The 17686-nt window shown below is 70.1% G+C and carries 18 protein-coding genes; 2 read left to right on the forward strand and 16 right to left on the reverse strand.

From position 1 onward, the window contains the following. Positions 1-66: 66 nt before the first annotated feature. The 3 genes from ACIP98_RS32640 to ACIP98_RS32650 form a co-directional block, all read right to left on the reverse strand. Positions 67-1680, reverse strand: a complete 1614-nt coding sequence (locus ACIP98_RS32640) for a peptidoglycan-binding protein (protein ID WP_319664099.1) — start codon at positions 1678-1680, stop codon at positions 67-69. Positions 1681-1929: 249 nt separating this feature from the next. Continuing rightward, positions 1930-3198 carry an MFS transporter gene (locus ACIP98_RS32645; RefSeq protein ID WP_401979366.1) on the reverse strand — a complete coding sequence of 423 codons (1269 nt, stop codon included), beginning with the start codon at positions 3196-3198 and terminating at the stop codon, positions 1930-1932. 346 nt (positions 3199-3544) lie between these two features. Beyond that, entirely contained in the window at positions 3545-4096 is a 552-nt protein-coding gene (locus ACIP98_RS32650; protein WP_401979368.1) for a TetR/AcrR family transcriptional regulator, read from the reverse strand. Between the two features lie 119 nt (positions 4097-4215). Here ACIP98_RS32650 and ACIP98_RS32655 point away from each other — a divergent pair, with 119 nt between their 5' ends. Next, complete coding sequence (locus ACIP98_RS32655; RefSeq protein WP_319664096.1) at positions 4216-5265, forward strand: aldo/keto reductase; 1050 nt, start codon at positions 4216-4218, stop codon at positions 5263-5265. A gap of 364 nt (positions 5266-5629) precedes the next feature. Here the strand turns inward: ACIP98_RS32655 and ACIP98_RS32660 are convergent, their stop codons facing one another. Further along, positions 5630-6004 (reverse strand): hypothetical protein, encoded by a 375-nt coding sequence (locus ACIP98_RS32660; RefSeq protein ID WP_401979369.1) that lies wholly within the window; start codon positions 6002-6004, stop codon positions 5630-5632. A 421-nt stretch (positions 6005-6425) separates the two neighbouring features. Here ACIP98_RS32660 and ACIP98_RS32665 point away from each other — a divergent pair, with 421 nt between their 5' ends. Beyond that, positions 6426-6653 (forward strand): hypothetical protein, encoded by a 228-nt coding sequence (locus ACIP98_RS32665; protein WP_319664094.1) that lies wholly within the window; start codon positions 6426-6428, stop codon positions 6651-6653. A 15-nt stretch (positions 6654-6668) separates the two neighbouring features. On the opposite strand, the gene ACIP98_RS32670 is transcribed toward ACIP98_RS32665, so the two are convergent. From ACIP98_RS32670 to ACIP98_RS32725, 12 genes are all read right to left on the reverse strand, one after another. After that, positions 6669-7600, reverse strand: a protein-coding gene (locus ACIP98_RS32670; protein ID WP_401979371.1) for an IS5 family transposase whose coding sequence is annotated in 2 segments (ribosomal slippage) — positions 6669-7222 and positions 7222-7600 — 933 coding nt in all. Because the reading frame shifts where the segments join, the coding sequence is not laid out codon by codon here. Between the two features lie 38 nt (positions 7601-7638). Further along, positions 7639-8001: a hypothetical protein gene (locus ACIP98_RS32675; protein WP_401979372.1), complete on the reverse strand. Its 363-nt coding sequence runs from the start codon at positions 7999-8001 to the stop codon at positions 7639-7641. Positions 8002-8271: 270 nt separating this feature from the next. After that, positions 8272-9255, reverse strand: a complete 984-nt coding sequence (locus tag ACIP98_RS32680) for a helix-turn-helix domain-containing protein (protein WP_401979374.1) — start codon at positions 9253-9255, stop codon at positions 8272-8274. A gap of 373 nt (positions 9256-9628) precedes the next feature. Then, positions 9629-10003 (reverse strand): fluoride efflux transporter CrcB, encoded by a 375-nt coding sequence (crcB, locus tag ACIP98_RS32685; RefSeq protein WP_319664092.1) that lies wholly within the window; start codon positions 10001-10003, stop codon positions 9629-9631. Continuing rightward, complete coding sequence (locus ACIP98_RS32690) at positions 10000-10347, reverse strand: DUF190 domain-containing protein (RefSeq protein ID WP_401979376.1); 348 nt, start codon at positions 10345-10347, stop codon at positions 10000-10002. Before ACIP98_RS32690 ends, crcB (ACIP98_RS32685) begins: the two co-directional genes overlap by 4 nt. Next, positions 10344-10832 (reverse strand): fluoride efflux transporter CrcB, encoded by a 489-nt coding sequence (gene crcB, locus ACIP98_RS32695; RefSeq protein WP_401979377.1) that lies wholly within the window; start codon positions 10830-10832, stop codon positions 10344-10346. Before crcB (ACIP98_RS32695) ends, ACIP98_RS32690 begins: the two co-directional genes overlap by 4 nt. Positions 10833-11238: 406 nt before the next feature. Next, positions 11239-11805, reverse strand: a complete 567-nt coding sequence (locus ACIP98_RS32700) for a DinB family protein (RefSeq protein WP_401979379.1) — start codon at positions 11803-11805, stop codon at positions 11239-11241. A 63-nt stretch (positions 11806-11868) separates the two neighbouring features. After that, on the reverse strand, positions 11869-13275 hold the full coding sequence (locus tag ACIP98_RS32705; RefSeq protein ID WP_401979380.1) for an amidase: 1407 nt from the start codon (positions 13273-13275) through the stop codon (positions 11869-11871). A 568-nt stretch (positions 13276-13843) separates the two neighbouring features. Then, complete coding sequence (locus tag ACIP98_RS32710) at positions 13844-14125, reverse strand: hypothetical protein (protein ID WP_401979382.1); 282 nt, start codon at positions 14123-14125, stop codon at positions 13844-13846. A 437-nt stretch (positions 14126-14562) separates the two neighbouring features. Next, positions 14563-15111, reverse strand: a complete 549-nt coding sequence (locus ACIP98_RS32715; RefSeq protein ID WP_319664086.1) for an Ig-like domain-containing protein — start codon at positions 15109-15111, stop codon at positions 14563-14565. Between the two features lie 163 nt (positions 15112-15274). Further along, positions 15275-16327 (reverse strand): IPT/TIG domain-containing protein, encoded by a 1053-nt coding sequence (locus ACIP98_RS32720; RefSeq protein ID WP_401979384.1) that lies wholly within the window; start codon positions 16325-16327, stop codon positions 15275-15277. Between the two features lie 127 nt (positions 16328-16454). Next, on the reverse strand, positions 16455-17195 hold the full coding sequence (locus tag ACIP98_RS32725) for an IPT/TIG domain-containing protein (RefSeq protein WP_319664084.1): 741 nt from the start codon (positions 17193-17195) through the stop codon (positions 16455-16457). Positions 17196-17686: the final 491 nt, after the last annotated feature.

The raw sequence follows: 17686 nt of genomic DNA on the forward strand, positions 1-17686 counted from the left end.
CCGGTCGGAACGGCGCCGCACCCGGTGGTGCGGGTGCGGCGCTGCCGCTTCCCTGCCGGCCCGCGGTCAGCGGACCCGGATGAAGACCACGTCGTACCCCAGGTTCGTGCCCCGGTTCTTGACGTAGACGCCGTCCTTGCCGCCGTTGGGATTGCCGGTGTTGCCCTCGACGGTGGTGAAGGAGGAGCCGCCGCTCACCGTCCGCACGATGCCGATGTGCTCGTTGCCGTCGTTGAAGTTGCTCCCGCCGTTCCAGTCGAAGGCCACGATGTCGCCGGGCTGCGGGTTGGTCGTCACCGAGAGGTGGTAGGCACCGGCCCTCGCCTGCTTCACCCAGCCGGAGACGTAGCTGTTGCGGTAGGTGGTGGCACCCGTCTGCTTGGCCACCCAGCTCACGAACGTCGCGCACCAGGCGTAGTTGTTGGTGGACAGCGAGAGGCCCACGGAGACCCCGTAGCTGTTCGCCCGGGCGCTGCCCTCGACCGTGCCGACCTCGGCGGCGGCGACGTCGAGCATTTTCGCGTACCCGCCGCCGGGCGGCGGCGACGAGGGCGGCGTGACCGCGCCGTACAGGGCGGCCTTGGTGTTCGGGCCCACCCTGCCGTCGACCCCGAGGCCCTTCTCTGCCTGGAAGTCCCGCACCGCGCTGTCGGTCATCGGCCCGAAGTCGCCGTCGACGGCGAGGTCGGCGCCGTGGTGGTTGAGGAGGCTCTGCAGCTCGGTGACGCAGCCGCTGCGCTGCCCCTGGACGATGTCGGTCGGGCACGAGGCGGAGTTCAGGTTGATCGGCGCGGGGGCGCCGTTGCCGCCTCCTCCGCCGATGTTGGAGTACAGGGCGTTCTTGGTGTTCGGGCCGACCTCGCCGTCCACCGACAGGCCGCGCGAGGACTGGAAGGACCTCACTGCCGCCAGGGTCGCGGGACCGAACTCACCGTCGACGTCGAGGTGCTGGCCCTGGCCGTTGAGCAGTGCCTGCAGGGTCGCGACGCAGCCGCCGGTCTGGCCCTCCACGATGTTCGCCGGGCACGAGGAGGACCGGAGGTCCAGGCCGGTCGACGGTGCCTCGTCGGTGTCGTACAGCTCCCGCTTGGTGTTCGCGCCGACCTCGCCGTCGACCGACAGGCCGTGCGAGGACTGGAAGCTGCGGACCGCGCTGTACGTCTCCGGCCCGAAGTCGCCGTCCACGCTCACCGCGTAGCCGAAGTGGCGCAGCAGCCGCTGGAGTTCGGTGACGCAGCCGCCCTTGCTGCCCTGCACGATGTTCGCCGGGCACGACGAGGACGTGAGGTTCACGGGTGCGGGCGCCGTGCCCCCGGTCGCGTACAGCTTGCTCTTGGTCTGGGGGCCCACCCGGCCGTCCACGGCGATCGCGGTGGCGGCCTGGAACTCGCGCACCGCGTACAGCGTGTTCGCCCCGAACTCACCGTCCACCAGGAGCCCCGCGCCGTGGGCGTTGAGCAGGTTCTGCAACTCGGTGACGCAGCCGCTCACCTGGCCCTGAACGATGTCGGTCGGGCAGGACGACGAGGTGAGCTTGACGGGCGCCGGCGCGGCCATCGCCGGGCCGGCGCCCATCAGGATGGTTGCCGTGAGGATCGCCGCGGTGGCCGCGAGACTCACGATCCGGGCGCGCCGGCCGGGTCTGGTGCGCTTGGCGGAGAGGCGTAAGGCGTTCTTCATGACGGTGGGGGTCCCCTTCGACGGTTCGACGGATCATCTGACGAGCGACCGGGCCGAGTGTCCGCCAGGCGGACGCGCACGACGGTGACAGCCGGCGCCCATGCGGGCAATCCGTTTCGAACAACTGGCCGGATTTCGCCGCCGTCCCCGGTCGTCCCGGCGGGCCGCGATGGGGCGGTGCCGGAGGTGCCGAGTCCGAGGGAAGGGGCCTCAGGGGCCGGCGGTTGTGCCCGACCGTACGACCGGGTGTCAGGCCCGGTCGGCGGGCACCGCGGCGTCGTGCGCGTGCTCGTGGGGCGCTTCGGTGGTGGCGCCACGGCCCGGGTGGCGCCCGCGGACGGCGTGTCCGGCCGGCGCGAGTCCCGCGAGCAGCAGGAGGGCGCCGCCGCCGGCGGCTACGCCGTGCCAGCCGAAGGCGGAGAACAGCACTCCGGCGACGGCGGCTCCGGCGGCGCCGCCGGCGAAGACGGCGAACATGTAGACCGTGTTCATCCGGGCCCGGAGCTCGGGTCGTGCGGTGAAGATGCGTGCCTGGTTGGCGATCTGCCCGCTCGTCGTGCCGTAACCGAGAAGGTTGCAGCCGACTGCCAGGGCGACGAGCGACTGCCCGGCGAGTCCGAACAGCGCGAAGGCGAGCAGGGCGGAGGCGACGGCCAGGGCGTTGACGGCGTCCGGCCCCCAGCGGTCGGCGAGCCGCCCCGAGTAGCGGGCGGCCAGTGCGCCGGGGACGCTGAACAGGCCGAAAAGGCCGATGACCGCCGGGCCTAGTCCGATGGGGGGAGCGGCCAGGTGGAAGGCGAGCGTGGACCAGAAGGCGGAGAACGCGGCGAAGACCGTCGCTCCCAGCGCGGCGGACAGGCGCAGCGGCGCGTGCCGGACGAGGAGTCCCGGCAGGGAGGCGAGCAGGCGGAAGTAGCCGTCGGCCGGTGCGGATTCGGACGGTCGGCCGGGCGGCATGTAGCGGGGGAGTACCAGGAGCAGGGCGGCGGTGGCCAGTGCGGCGACGAGGTATCCGGCGCGCCAGGTGCCCGCGGCCTCCGTGATGAGACCGGAGGCGGTGCGGGAGAGGAGGGCGCCCATGGTGAGCCCTGTGCCCACGGCTCCCAGGGCCCGTCCGGCGCGGCCGGGGGCGGCCATGGAGGCGACGGTCGGCATGATGACCTGCGGCAGGACGGTGCTCGCGGACAGCACGAGGGTGGCCATGCCGAGCAGGGCCACCGAGGGAGCGAAGGCCCCCGCGAGGAGGGCCGCCGAGGTGACGGCCAGCAGGACGGAGGACAGCCGGCGCAGGCGGGCGCGGTCCGCGAGGGGCACGATGGCGACGATGCCGAGTGCGTAGCCGATCTGCGCGGCCGTGGTCACCAGACCGGCGGCGGAGGTGGAGATTCCGAAGCCCCGGGCGATCTGCTCCAGCAGCGGCTGGGTGAAGTAGATGTTGGAGACGGTGATCGCGGTCGCCGTGGCGAAGACGGGTATGGTGCCGCGCTTGACGTCGGGGCGGGTGGCTGCGGTGGTCATGGGTCCTCGGTGGTCGTTCACTGGCGAGCCGAAAGGGTGCCGGGCGGGCCAGTGCCGGCGGGAGGCTTGCGGCCGGGCCTGGTGCGTTCTCTTTCGGTGCGTGAGGGGCGTGCGCCCTTTCCTTTCAGGATGAGGATCATCATCCAGAAAGTCAAGGGTGAAGGCGCCGGGCGAGGGCGCTCCCGTCGGGCCGGGCCGAGGTGGCCGTGGATGCGCGGAGGGCCAGGTCGGCTTCCTGACCTGGCCCTTTTCTCTGCCGGCGTACTGCTCTCGCCGCCTCCTCGATCCGCACGCGGGCTCCGGCCGCCGTCGCAGGGGGGGGTGCGCTGTGGGTGGCGTCCGTTGATCAGCGCCGGAATCCGTCGATGGCCAGCTCCCTCAAGCGGTCGGCCTGGGCGGTGCCGTCGGGGGTGTTCGGCGTACGCCACAGGCAGCTCATGAGCATGATCACATCGACGGGGTCGATGCCGGGGCGTACCTCGCCGGCGCGTTCGCATGCGTCGAGGAGCTGTCCGACGGCGGCGGTCACGGGGGGCCAGGAGGCGCTGACGACCTCCTGCGCGGCGGCGGAGTGCAATGCTTCGCCGAGCCCGTGCTTGATGCGCACGTAGGTGGCGAGGGTGGTGAACCACTGCCGCAGCGCGTCCAGCGGGGCGTGGGTGGCGAGCAGCCCCGGCACGGAGTCGACGAGGCGCGCCACGTCGTGCCGGTGGACCTCCAGGATCAATGCTTCCCGGGTCGGGAAGTGCCGGTAGAGCGTGCCCGCGCCGACGCCCGCGCGCTTGGCGATGGAGTTGAGCGAGGCGTCCGGCGACTCGGCGAGCACGTCGTGTGCGACCTGGAGGATCGCCTCCCGGTTCTTCAGCGCGTCGGAGCGCTGCTTCGCGGCGTCGGGCACGGTTCCTCCTGGCCTGCGGCGGTCACCCCGTTGCGATCCGGAGAGTTCTCCGTTAACGTCGTCCGGGTTAAGCGGAGAGCTCTCCGCTTGTTCTACCTCTCCATTCTAGGAGCTCGTTCGTGCACTACATCAAGCTCGGCCGCACCGGCCTCGACGTCTCTCCGGTCGCCATCGGCGCCATGACCTACGGCGAGCCCGACCGAGGCCACCCCGTCTGGTCCCTCGACGAAGAGGCCAGTCGCCCCCTGATCAAGCACGCCCTCGAAGCCGGCATCAACTTCTTCGACACCGCCAACCTGTACTCCTACGGCTCCAGCGAGGAAATCCTCGGCCGCGCGCTGAAGGACTACGCGAACCGCGACGAGGTGGTCATCACCACCAAGGTCCGCCACACCATGCGCCCCGGCAGCGCCAACGGCGGGGGACTGTCCCGCAAGGCGATCCTGACCGAGATCGACAACAGCCTGCGCCGCCTCGGCACCGACTACGTCGATGTCTTCATGATTCACCGCCTCGACAACGACACGCCGCTGGAGGAGACCCTCGAGGCGCTCCATGACGTCGTGAAGTCCGGCAAGGCCCGCTACCTGGGCGCCTCCTCCATGCACGCCTGGCAGTTCGCCAAGGTCCTCCACCTCCAGGAGCGCCACGGCTGGGCCCGATTCGTCACCATGCAGGACCACTACAACCTGCTCGCCCGCGAGGAAGAACGCGAGATGCTCCCGCTCTGCGCGGACGAGGGCGTCGCCACCACGGTGTGGAGCCCCCTGGCCCGCGGGCGCCTCGCCCGCCCCTTGGACCAGGCGAACTCCGGTGAGCGGTCCGCGACCGACGCCGGCTACGCCGACATGCTCTACAAGGCCAACGCCGACAGCGACCGGCTGATCATCGACGAGGTCGGCACCGTGGCCGCCGCCCGCGGCGTCAGCCGCGCCCAGGTCGCGCTCGCCTGGCTGCGCCGCAACCCCGTCGTCGCGGCCCCCGTCGTGGGCGCCCGCACGATCCACCAGATCGACGACGCCGTCGCCTCACTCGGCCTCGACCTCACCGACGAGGAAGCCCGCCGTCTGGAAGCCCCTTACACCCCCCGCCACGATTTCCAGGGCATCTCCGACGCACGCGAACTTGAGCGCATCAAGGCAAGCATCCCCGGCTACAGCAACCTCTGACCCGCGCGCACGCCGACGTTCAGCAGCCCTGCATCCTGCGGAACGGGCGTGGCGTCAGGTGTGCCGTGGCTCGACGGGAGCTCGCGCACGGCGACGGGCGCGGTCGACGGCGTGCCGGGTGGGGAGGGTTCGCAGCTTGTGCGTGTTTGCGTGTCTGTCGGTTCCGGCGGCCTGGGTCCGGGCCCGCCTGCTGAGCAGTTCGGGGTGCTGCACTCCGCCGCGCCGGAGTGCAGGGCGGGGCGAGACCTTGGGCGACCTCCGGATGAGCCGGTCAGTGGATGCGCGCGCTTGACCGCGCCCTCAGCTTCGATGAGCACGCCCTCGGATCGTCCGTCAGCCGCCCCGCCGCGTGAGCGCGGCCCGCTCAGCCCGCCCCGACATTCACCGTGAAGCGGACCTCGGTGGAGCCGAGCGTTTCGGTCACCCTCCAGCAGCCGGCATCGGGAAAGTCGATGACCGTCGGCCACCACTGCCGGTCGCCGCCGGCGGTGGCGAATCCACCGATGCTGCCGGGCACGGAGCCGGGCCCGTCCAGTCGTTCGGCGCTCACGTGCGGCGCGCCCTTCCGGTCCGTCGACCGTCCCCGGGCGTCGAGCGTTATCGAGGCGTACTTCGTGGAGTGCCCCTCTGCGCCTTCGTCTGCGTGATCCGGAGGAGGGGGCATGGCCACCCACAGGTCCTCGGCGCCGTACCAGTTCAGGCTTCTGTCGAAGCCGCGCACGCCGGCCGGCACGGACACGGAAGGGACCGTTGCGGCCTCCGGGCAGGTCGCGGCCATGGTGCGGGAGGCATCCGGCTGACCGGCGAGGGAGGACGGTGAACCCGGTCGGGAGGTAGCCGATGGGGAGCAGCCGGCGGCTACCATGATCAATGGGCCGATCAGGCACGCCACCGCCCATGCCGACCGCCTTCGCATACGCCTCAGTCTTTCATCGACGTGAGCACTGGTGTACCCCTTCGACCCGCCGTTCGGGTACGGACACTCGGGGTCGGCGGCCGGTCGCGCCGTGGGGGCACGGGTAACGCCTGCCGGCCGGGTGCGCATCCCTGACCGGCCGGGTGTGCGCCGTATGCGCGGAAAGTCAGGTAGCGGCGGGTCGCCTGGGCTAGCATCCAAAGGCAGGAATCCAACGAGTCCCGCCGTTGCAGGAGCACTGGCCATGGCCAAGACGCGTCTCAAATGCCGCAGCCGTCGATCCGCCGCTGCCGTGGTCGAGGTCGGGAAACTGCCCGCTGACCCGCATCACACGGTGCGCCAGGACGGCGACGAGGTGGTCATCAAATATCGCAGTGCGCTGTGGCCCCTGGACGTCGCCGAGTGGGCGGCGCTCGAGGGGCATGCCAGCGACAAGGCTGCGGCCCGCGTCATGGCCCGGCTCCGGGACTAGGAGCTGTCCGGCCGATCATGTACGGAGCCAGATGACGAGGGCGGCTGCGGTGACGGTACCGAGGTAGACGTATCCGCGTTTGTCGTATCGGGTCGCGACTGCTCGGGCGTGCTTGAGCTTGTTGATGGCCCGTTCGACGGTGTTGCGCTTCTTGTAGCGCTCCTCGTCGAAGGCTGGTGGTCGTCCGCCGCGCGATCCCTTGCGCAGGCGGGCGGCCTGGCTGTCGGTCTTCTCCGGGATCGTGTGCGGGATACCGCGCCTGCGCAGGTACTCGCGGCACGGCCCGTTGCTGTAGGCCTTATCGGCTGCCAGGCTGTCGGGCTTCTTTCGCGGTCGGCCGGGTCCAATCCGCGGGACGCGGATCTTGTCCAGCACGGGCCCGAACTGGGTGCAGTCCGCCCGCTGCCCCGGCGTGATGATCAGGGAAAGCGGGCGGCAGCGGCCATCCGCGCTCAGGTGGACCTTGGTGGTGAAGCCGCCGCGCGAGCGGCCAAGGCCCTCGCTTCCCGCACCACCTCCACCAGGCGGGCGACGAGGCTCTGCCACGGTGTTTCGTCCTGGTGTTCTGCCCTGCCAGCCCCCTTTGGGGCAAGGGCTGGTGGCAGGTCGGTCCGGGCGCCGGCCGCGTGCTGGTGGGCCCGCACGCTGGTGGAGTCGACGGAGACGTCCCAGTCGATGTCGCCGACCGCTTCCGCTTCCGCCTGGACCCGCTGGAGCAGGAGTTCCCAGGTCCCGTCAGCCGACCACAGCCGGTGGCGTTCGTGGACCGTCTTCCACGGCCCGAAACGTTCGGGCAGGTCGCGCCAGTGCACACCGGTCCGAACCCTGTGCAGAATCCCGTCGATCACCTGCCGGTGGTCCCGCCAGCGGCCACAACGCCTGTTGCTGACTGGCAGGAACGGCCGTAGCCGTTCCCACTCGGCATCCGTGAGATCACCGCGCCCCATGCCCGAAACAACGACCCGGGAGCCTGGTAGTCACATGATCAGGCTGGCAAGTCAGAAGAACTCACCTCAGTCGGTGGGGTGTTGTGAGCCACGATGAGCTGGGCCATCCGATGCAACCGATGCCAGACGTGCTGGCTGTCATCCGCGGCCAGCTCGGGAAGGACCGTCTCGAGCTGGCCAAGGATGAGCCTCACGGTCGCCATCCCCCGCTCGGGGAGGGAACCCCCGTTGGCGACCCACGTGAAAGTGCAGCCCTCCAGCCTGGTGTCGAGCGACACCAGATCGACGCCCTCCACCTCAAGGTCGTTCCACCGGTGGTCCCACGGCTCGTTCCGATGGTCCTCCCGCAGGGCCGCCAGCACGGCTACAGGGTCTTCAGCAACATCCATGTCCTGCATCATCGCGGGCCTGCTTCGGATGCGAAAGGCTGAGACCGTCGCCCAAATCCGCACTCGGGGAGACTCCCGCCGAGCACCTGCCGAGGCAGTCAATGATCGGCCGGACAGCCCCTAGCCGGCCAGGACTGGTCCGGCCGATCATGCACCTGCTCGGTGTCCGGGGCGTCGATGTGGACACGGGCGGGGTGATCCGGCGGATGCGGAGTGGAACGGCGCACTCGCGCCCCGAGGGGCGGCGGGTGTCGCCACGGCAGGACGGCGCGAGGCTCGGCATCAGTCAGGCCGGCGGGAGTCGGCTCTCCCCGCGGCGTGTTCCAACCGCAACTCGCGGGGGCTCACACCGTACGCGGTCTTGAAAACGCGACTGAAGTGAGCGGCGCTGGCGAACCCCCACCGGTGGGCGATGGCCTCGATCGTCATGAACTGGTGCACAGGCGACACCAGTTCCCTCCTGCACTCCTCGAGGCGCTGCGTCCTGATCCATTCACCGAGGGTGATACCCGCTCGGGACAGTGTCAGGTAGAGCCAGCGCACGGAAACGTCGTGCTCGGCGGCGATACGCTCGGCGGTCAGGTCGCGGTCTGCCAGATGGAGGCGGACGTATTCCTGGACGCGCACAAGAAGTGTGCGGTTCAGAGGCGCTCTGGCCAGGTCGTCCCGGTCCAGGACCGCGGTGACCACAGCTCTGATCAGGTCGACACTGGCCTCCGTGAACAGGGCGGTCTCAGCTTCGCCGGCTGCATCCTGATGGCGGGCCAGTCGGGTGAAGAATGCTGCTGTGGCACCCACGGCCGGGCGTTCCGAACTGAGTGGCACGGCGGTGATCTGGTCGAGCAAGGACGGCCGCAGGCCCAGGACATGCGCGGGAACGCGCACGAGAACCGAATGGGTCGAGCCGTGGAAAAGGACCTCATAGGGCTTCGTGTCGTCGAGCACCGTGAGATCCCCGGCCCTTCTCAGTGCGTGCCTGCCTCCCTGGCGGACATCGGAGACCCCCGCCTCCTGGAGATGGACGAGAACGTGCGGCACCATGTCCTCGTCCACTGGCACAGCGGTGCACAGGAGGCGGGTCACGTTCCAGCCGATCTCCGAGACCTTGACCGACCCCAGCGCGTTGGTGGTCACATAGGCCCGCTGGCGATGTGGATTCGGCGGAAGGCCCACCTCCACGCGGCCGTTGATCGACCACGAGAACTCACGGATCGCGTCCGCACGCTCACCAGGAGCCAGCGACGCGGCGTCAAGTAGAACGGCCATGCGGGCTTCCTCCCGAACAGGTCGCGGAGACTGCGCAGCATGCGCATTTCCACGGTACTGCGGTCAGTGGCCCATTGTTTCGCAGCTTTTACTGCATGATGCATCTTTATTTCTGCTTGGCCTTGCGACGTCGGGCCGGCGCCCCGCAGCAGGTCCGGGGCGGTTTGGCAGGCGTTGCCGCCGGACACCCGCGCGAGGCGACTCGGTGGCGGGGCGGCCGCACGGGATGCCGGGCGCCAGCCGGAGGCGCACCCTCGAAGAGCGGCCCCGTTCGCGTTCACCGCTGTCATGCCCCAGTGAGCGGGGCCGCCCTCCGGAACGTGGACGTCGCTGTGTTCCGCGGGTCCTCGGGAAGGAAGGGACGGTCCCTGGATCATGCCCACATCGCCTGGGCGAGCGCCGCCCCGATGAACGCCGCTCCCAGACCGGCGACGACACTGGCGACGGCGTTGGCGGCGGCGAAGAACCGCGCTCCGGTCTCGGCCAGGCGCAGGGTCTCGTAGGAGAAGGTCGAGTAGGTGGTCAGCGCCCCGCAGAATCCGGTGCCGACGAGCAGCTGCACCGAGTGGGAGGCGGCACCGTAGGTGACCGCACCGGTGAGCGCGCCCAGGATCAGGCATCCGGCGACGTTGACGGTGAACGTGCCCCAGGGGAAGACGGTGTCGTGCCGGGCCTGGACGGCGCGGTCCGTGAGATACCGCAGCGGCGCCCCCACCACCGCCCCGGCGATGACCAGTGCCCAGTTCATGAGTGGTTCCCCCTGCCGACATAGCGGATGACCTCGACGTCGTCGAGGGTGACCAGGCCTTCGGTGACCAGTTCGTCGAGCTGCGGCAGGAACGCGCGGATGCGCTCCTCGTGGTCGACGACGACGATGGCCACGGGCAGGTTCTCGTTCATGGAGAGCAGCCGGGCGGTGTGGATCAGCGAGGAGGCCCCGAAGCCCTCGACACCGTGGAACACGCTGACCCCTGCCAGGCCGGCGTGGTGCGCCCGGTGGACGATCTCGGTGCACAGCGGCTTGTGGTGCCAGGTGTCGTTGTCCCCGATCAAGATCGTCAACCTGGTGGCGGTGCCGTGCAGCCGTGTCATGTCTGCCTCCCTGCGATCAGGCGTCGTGTCGCGGTCGCGGCACTCCACACCGCGGCGAGCGCGATGAGCGGGGTTGCGACCAGGTAAGCGAGCGCGGTTTCCGCGTGGCCGTCCTGGATCAGGGTGTGGATGTCGACCGTGTAGGTCGAGAAGGTGGTGAATCCACCCAGTACGCCGGTGCCGAAGAAGGGGCGTACGAGCCGGTGTGCGTTCCACCGCTCGGTGATGACCACCATGAGGACGCCGATCACGGCACAGCCGACCGCGTTGACCGCGAACGTGGTCCACGGGAAGGCGCCTGGCGCGGTGGGCCACAGCAGGCCGGCGCCGTAACGGGCGCAAGCCCCCAATGCGCCGCCGATCGCGACGACCCACACCACGGGCCCTTGCCCCTGCATCGGTGAGGACTTCGGCGCGGGAGCGGACCGCTGGATGTCGGGATCAATGGGCTCGGCCATGACGGGGAAGGGGTCTGGCGAGGTCATGCGTCTCCTACTCGTGAAGCGCCGCGATCCGGGCGCAGATCGTCACAAGTAGGGACCGTTGGCGGCATCCTCGCCGCGGTTCGGGTACGGCGGGCCCCACCGCCGCGCGGCAGCCGTGAGGACCGCCGCACACGCCATCTTAGCGCGGCCGGACCGTCCCTTGCCGGTCTGGCCGCGTTCTGGTTGGCGCTCCGCGGCTGTTCCGGCGTCACGGAAGGGGCGCGGCCGGCACCGACGAGCGCGGGACGGCGCCCTTGGCGGTGGCGAAGTCGGTTTCGCCGGTGCAGGACAGTTCGGCCATCGACGGCCCTTGGGCCGCGCTGACCCGGGGCGGGCCGTTGAGCCCGGACGCGCAGGCCGTGAGCGGGATATGACGGCCCGTCGGGTCCCGGCCGGCACCCGGGGGTCACGGGGCCGCGCGGTACCCGTCCCGGTAGAGGTCGCGCAGCAGACAGATCTCCCCGCCGTGGTGCATGACCTCACGGTTGAGGTGGATGATCAGCTCCCCCATGGCGGTCTCGGCGAACGGACCGCCCTTCACCCCGAGCGGCGCGGCAAGTGCGTCCGCATCCAGCGAGGCCACGGCCTCGTACCAGCGCCGACGGGACTGCTCCAGTTGTGCCACCGCCTCCTCGGCACTGCCCGGCAGGACGCCGGCCTCGAGCAGCCGCTCGCCCGGCGCCCACTGCGTCGGTCCTTCGCCGCCGAAGAAGGCCCGGTACCGACTCTCGAACACCCCGACGGTCACGTGCGTCATCCGCCAGGCGATCGTCGTGAACGGGCCCGAACGGGACGGCTCCTCCGACCCTTCGAGCCGCCACCGGCCGTCGCCGCGCGGCCGCAGGCTCCAGCAGTCCGGCACCGGCTCCCAGAAGTACTCCTCGTCGGTCAGCCCTTCGAGGCGGGGCCGGAGATGGAAGTCCCAGTAGAAGCCCAATTGCTCGACAACGGCCCGTCCCCAGTCGATCGCCATGCGAGCATCCTAGAACGACCCCTGCCGCGCCCCTTCGGGTACTCGGGGCCGTTCCCCGGCTCGTCAGAGGGCGGGGTGCTGGTCGCGCACCGGGCTGAGCGTCTCCAGCAGCGAGGCGATGTGCAGGACCGTCGACTCCGCGTGCCAGGTGGCCACCACCTGTACGGCGATCGGCATGCCGTCGCTGCTCGTACCGAACCGCATCGACAGGGCCGGATGTCCCGTCACGTTGAACGGGACGGTCGTCGACGACACGTGGAAGGCGTCCATCGTCCGGCCGTCGACTGTGAACTGCCCGAGCTGGTGTTCGTGGGCGGGGATCGTCGTCACCGGGAGCAGCAGGACGTCGTACTGGTGGAAGTACTCCGCGAAACCGTCCCGGAGCCGCTCGACGCCCTGCTCGGCCTCGACGTAGTCCTCCACGGACGTGTCGGGCATGCCGGCCAGGAACGTGGAGTAGGTGAACATCTGGTCCTCGTGGCCCGCGGTCACCTTGCGGAAGGCCGGCTTGACCTCCATGAGGTGCAGTTTGGTCCAGAGCTCGAGAGGGTTGTCCCGCTCAAGGGCGGGGATGCTCACGGCGTCGACCCGGACTCCGGCCGCCTGCAGCGCGTCGGCGGCCGCTCGCACCGTCGCCGCGACCTCCGCGTCGGTCGGACCGAGTCCCGAGTCGACCAGCCAGCCCACGCGCACAGGCCGGTCCGGCGAGGCGCCCAGGCCGGCGTCGAAGTCCCGCGGCGCGGTGGCAAAGCCGTCGGCGCCGTCAGGACCGGCCAGCACGCCGTACGCGAGTGCGAGGTCGCGAATGCTGCGGGCCATGGGACCGACGTGCCAGTTGCGCCGCGGCGCTCGCGGCCAGATTCCCGTCATCGGGATACGCCCGTGCGTCGGTTTGAAGGACACGACACCGGTGTCGGCCGCCGGCCCGCGCACCGAGATGGACAGGTCGGTCGCGAGTCCGAGCGGCGACATCCCCGCGGCGATCGCCGCGGACTCCCCGCCGCTCGAACCGCCGGGTGAGCGATCGAGGTCCCAGGGGTTGTTCGTCCTGCCCGTCAGGAGGTTGTCGGTCTCGATCCAGTACGAGAACTCCGGAAGGTTGGTCTTCGCCAGGAGGACCGCTCCGGCCCGCTTCATGCGCGCCACAGCGGTGGCATCGGTGTCCGGGACGCGCCCCGCGAAGATCGGCGAACCGCGCTGGGTGAGCACTCCGGCGGTGTCGTAGGAGTCTTTGGCCGTGAAGGGCACACCGTGCAGCGGCCCCACGTCCCCGCCCGCCGCGAGTTCCTCGTCGGCCGCCCTTGCGGTCTTCAGGGCCCCGTCGGCGAGCGTCACGATGGCGTTGAGTCTCGGATTGGTGGCGTCGATGCGGTCCAGGTGCGCCTTCACCACCTCGACGGAAGACACTTTCCCGGTACGGATCAGCTCGGCGAGTTCGGTCGCGTCAGAGTGAATGAGATCGGTGGTCATGATCAATCCCTGTCCTGGACCGGTCTGGTCCACCTGTCTTGACCGGTCCGCTGCTTGTTTCCGTCGCCCGGGCTCGTGAGCCGCGGGCAATGGTCGCCGGCGAGGCGTGCGGGACCTGCCGGGTGACCGCGATGACGCGGTCGAGCCGGCCGGGTCGACTATCTCCATGGTTCCGGCCTTCGGCGCGATGCGCATGGCCTGCGCGAGGTCTTCGTCACCGCCTCGCCGAAGGCGTCCTTGGAGCCGAGGCGCGGTGGAACGAACGGATTCCCGGACCAGGAGCTCTGCGTCCGAGTCAGCAGAGACAACCAAGTGGGCGAAGGGCTCTTCTGGCCTGTGCAGTGGCGTCGCGCACCATGTCGCCTGGAATTGGACTGAGTTTCTTCATCAATCCGAGGTCCCAGTGGCGCTGACCTCCAGCTGACCTGGGCGAACGCCGGAGCTGTCTGGTGTTTCCCGGATCAGCAACCGTTGCGTGTGGCACGGCTGTGGCACGCCGGCTTTTCGTCGGAAGCAACCGGGAGGCGCTACGACCTACGGCCGGCTGTTCTTGGGCCCGCGTGGCCGTTCAGTGAGCACGCTTGCATGCGGCGACGTCCGACGCAGGGGCACGCAGGACGGCCCCAACCACCGGATCATCCAGTCCCAGCGCGTCCAAGGTGACTCGCAGGACGTCTCCGTCCAGTCCCACCTGGCCTATGCACCCGTACGCGGTGCCCTGGTCAGGCGTGACAAGGGAGTAACTGTCGAAGCCCGGACGGATGTCCTGTCCGTCGGGTTCGCCGAATTCGCACATGAACGTCAGCGAGAAGACCTCCCCATCGTTCGACTCGGCGACTCCGGCAGTCACACAGTGGTCCTGCTGCGGATCCTCGAACCCGTACGCGACGTGTGCTTCACATCTGTACGTCCTGCGCGTGGTGCACCACCTGCGGTCGATGCGTTGCCATGCGAAGCCGGCGCAGCGGCATCGGGCAGCAGCTGCCATGAGGCCTCGGCGTCATTGCCGACGGCAACGGAAAGTCCACCGCCAACCACGTCATCGCGGCCACCGGCGGCGCCGGGGACTCGTACCCGGTGAGCGCGGCCGTCGTCCACGGCGCCGCGGCGGACTGGCCCTCCAAGGCGACAACGCCCGCGGCTCGCGCCGGCATCGTCAGTGCGGACGCGAGCTCCGGGCACCTGCCCTCCGCGGCGGGGCTCACGCTCTCCATGAGCCCACAGACCCCGGCGCCCCCGACACAAGCGGTGCACGGCGTGCGGGCCGACGGCGCCGTCAGGCCGGATTCACCAGGACCAGCACCGGCCGGGCGAGTGGGAGGGCTGCTGCGCTTGGTCGACCTGGTCCACCTGGTCGATACCCAGGATCGAGGGAACGAAGTGGCAGTCCGGGAAGCCGGGCAGGTGGCCGTGGTCGTCCCGGCACAGGCCGTGTCCCCAGGGGCAGTCCTCCGCAGGGGTCACCGTGACCGTCGCCGTGTTGTTCGAGGCGAAGCAGTTGTCGTTGCCGTTGTACGCGGCCGTGATCGTGTGGGCCCCGGTGGTGGTGAACTCGGCGACCCAGGTGGCCTGCCCGTTGGGCGCGACCGGCACCGTCGTGAGGATGTCCCCACCGTCGAAGAACGTCATGCCGAGGCCGCCGCTGGGGTCACCGGTGCAGACGACCGTCGCGGTCAACCGCACCGGAGTCCGGGCTGCGGCGGTCGAGGGTGACACCTGGAGCGTCGTCGTCGACTGCACGGGCGCGGCCGCCGCCGGCGAGGCGACACCCACGACCGCCGCTATCGCCGCGAAGGCTCCGGCCGTCCACGTCCTACGCGTATCCCAACGTTTCACGAAACAGGCTCCTTGTTCGGCTGCGGGTGGAACGCCGCAGTTGCTCATGGAGCGTCACGTTACGTCGGTGCGTCAGGTCCCGCATTTGGAGCGATCAGGGGCTCGGGGGCCGCCGGCTTGGTCCCCGGACCCCTGGCCCCGGGGGTGAGTGGGTGGACGAACGCTAGATCACGGGAGGCGCGACACGCGTATAGGTCAGCGAGTTGCTCGTGCCGCCGGGCGTGGTGACGTTCACGGAAACGGCGCCCGGGGGGCCCGCCGGGGCGACAGCGGCGACGGCGGTGTCGGACAGCACGGTGAACGCCGCGGGCGCGGCGCCGAAGTGCACCGCGGTCGTGGTGGTCAGCCCCGTGCCGCTCAGGGTGACACCGGATCCCGCAGCGGTCGGTCCCAGGGCGGGGGAGAGGAGAGTGAGGACGGGGGCGCCCACGTAGCTGTAGAAGACGGAGTTGCTGGTGCCCCCCGGGGTGGTGACGGTGACGGGGACGGTTCCCGTTCCCGCCGGGGCGACCGCGGTGATCTGTGTGGGGGAGTCGACGGTGTAGCTGGTGGCGGCGGTAGTGCCGAACCTGACGGCCGTGGCCCCGCTGAGGTCGGTACCGGTGAGGGTGACCGTCGTGCCGCCGGCACTCGGCCCACCGTTCGGTGAGACGGAGACGAGGACGGGAGCGTTCAGGTAGAAGAAGAAGACGGAGTTGCTGGTGCCGCCCGATGTCGTGACGGTGACGGGGACGGCTCCCGTTCCCGCCGGGGCGACGGCGGTGATCTGGGTGGCCGAGTTGACCGTGTACGACGTCGCGGCGGTACTGCCGAACCGGACCGCGGACACCGCGCTGAAGCCCGAGCCCGTGAGGGTGACCGTCGTGCCGCCCGCAGTCGGCCCCTGACTCGGCGACACGGAGGCGAGAACGGGCTGCGCCGTATAGGTGTACGTCACCGAATTACTGGTGCCGCCCGGGGTGGCGACGGTGACCGGGACGGCTCCCGTTCCCGCCGGGGCGACGGCGGTGATCTGGGTGGTCGAGTTGACCGTGTAGCCCAGCGCCGCCGTGGTACCGAACTTCACGGCGGTGACTCCGGTGAAGCCGCTGCCGTTGAGGACGACGTTGTTGCCGCCCGCCGCGGGGCCGGTGTTGGGGACGACCGAGTTGAGGACGGGTGCGGCGGCGACGGCGGTCGGCTGTGCCGCTGCCGCCGGGTGTGCTGTGTCTTTCACGGGATCTCCGTACGAAGTCGGACCGGCCCGGGGGCCCGTCGTTGTCCTTGCTCGGGCCCGCACGAGCCGGCAGCCCGGCCCGTGCGGGGCGGCCTCCCGGGCCGGGGCCCGGGAGGCCGGGGTGCGGTCAGATACCGGGACCCGCGACGTAGGTGAATCCGCCGGTCGCGGTCGCGCTGCCCCCGTCGGTGGTCACGACGACGTCGACGGCACCGGCGCTCCCCGGAGGAGTGATCACCGAGACCACGGTGTCGGCGATCACCGTGAAGGGCACCGGGGTGCCGTCGAAGGTGACCGCGCTGGTGCTGGTGAGTGCCGTGCCGATCAGGGTCACCGAGGTGCCGCCGGAGGTCGGGCCCTGGGTCGGGGTGACGGTCGTCAGTGTGGGGGCGTCGACGTAGGTGTACGTGAGCCCGTTGTTGGTGCCGCCGGCGGTGGTGACGCTGACGCCGACCGAGCCGGGCGTACCGGCCGGTGCGACGACCGAGATCTGCCCGTCGGACACCACGGTCGGCGTCGCGCTGTTGGCGCCGAAGGTGACGCTGGTCGCGGTGAACAGGCCGGTGCCGTTGATGGTGACCGTCTGGCCCCCCGCCGACGGCCCGGTGGTCGGACTGAGGCTCTGCTTGAACGGCGCCCCGATGTAGTAGAACGAGAGCGGGTTGCTCGTTCCTCCCGCGGTGGTGACGGTGACGCTGACCGCGCCGTTGCCGGAGGGCGAGATGACGGTGACGCTTGTCGGGGTGTTGCCGGTGATGGTCGCGAGCCGCGTTCCGAAGCGCACCGCAGTGGCGCCTGAGAGGTTGACGCCGGTGATGGTGACCACTGTGCCGCCACCGCTGGATCCCTGGTTCGGGCTGATGGGCATGAAGGTTCCTCCTGGCTCGGAATGCGCTACATTGCCGAGCAGTGATGAGGGCTTTCGGTCAGCACACGTACCTGGTGGTGCGAGTCAGCTCCCGTGTCCACTGGCCAGGTGGTGACCCGATGGCACTTGCGCCCGCTCAAGCGCAGGACCGGTCGGGGGAGAACGGCCTGTCAGGTGTGAGTCGCCACCTGAACAGGGGCTTGCGCACGTCCGTTTGGAAAGTCGAATGCCGCCGATACGGACATGTGAAGTAACCCATAAGGGTGATTGAACGACAAGGATTCAGTCCGGAAGTCGACCGTTCGAGTGAGCGCCAGGGCGTGAATTGAGGCGTTCGATCGGCGTATTTACGATTTCCGGTTCATATGCCAATCGGTTTGGCGATAAGTTGTCTGTAGCGGGGGCAAAGCCCCCCGGCCCATGGAGGCCGCTTGTGTGTGGGGGGCCTCGTGTCCGCGTCGACGGAGCTCCCGAGGGGCAGGTAGGCCGGG

It is taken from the genome of Streptomyces sp. NPDC088354 (assembly GCF_044753585.1).
Taxonomy (GTDB): Bacteria; Actinomycetota; Actinomycetes; order Streptomycetales; family Streptomycetaceae; genus Actinacidiphila.

What these genes read in the sequence shown, in the direction of transcription:
- ACIP98_RS32680 (WP_401979374.1), bottom strand. Translation starts at nt 9,255, where the DNA reads ATGGCCGTTCTACTTGACGCCGCGTCGCTGGCTCCTGGTGAGCGTGCG.
- ACIP98_RS32700 (WP_401979379.1), bottom strand. Translation starts at nt 11,805, where the DNA reads ATGGCGATCGACTGGGGACGGGCCGTTGTCGAGCAATTGGGCTTCTAC.
- ACIP98_RS32725 (WP_319664084.1), bottom strand. Translation starts at nt 17,195, where the DNA reads ATGCCCATCAGCCCGAACCAGGGATCCAGCGGTGGCGGCACAGTGGTC.
- ACIP98_RS32640 (WP_319664099.1), bottom strand. Translation starts at nt 1,680, where the DNA reads ATGAAGAACGCCTTACGCCTCTCCGCCAAGCGCACCAGACCCGGCCGG.
- crcB (WP_401979377.1), bottom strand. Translation starts at nt 10,832, where the DNA reads ATGACCTCGCCAGACCCCTTCCCCGTCATGGCCGAGCCCATTGATCCC.
- ACIP98_RS32675 (WP_401979372.1), bottom strand. Translation starts at nt 8,001, where the DNA reads ATGATGCAGGACATGGATGTTGCTGAAGACCCTGTAGCCGTGCTGGCG.
- crcB (WP_319664092.1), bottom strand. Translation starts at nt 10,003, where the DNA reads ATGAACTGGGCACTGGTCATCGCCGGGGCGGTGGTGGGGGCGCCGCTG.
- ACIP98_RS32645 (WP_401979366.1), bottom strand. Translation starts at nt 3,198, where the DNA reads ATGACCACCGCAGCCACCCGCCCCGACGTCAAGCGCGGCACCATACCC.
- ACIP98_RS32705 (WP_401979380.1), bottom strand. Translation starts at nt 13,275, where the DNA reads ATGACCACCGATCTCATTCACTCTGACGCGACCGAACTCGCCGAGCTG.
- ACIP98_RS32690 (WP_401979376.1), bottom strand. Translation starts at nt 10,347, where the DNA reads ATGACACGGCTGCACGGCACCGCCACCAGGTTGACGATCTTGATCGGG.
- ACIP98_RS32665 (WP_319664094.1), top strand. Translation starts at nt 6,426, where the DNA reads ATGGCCAAGACGCGTCTCAAATGCCGCAGCCGTCGATCCGCCGCTGCC.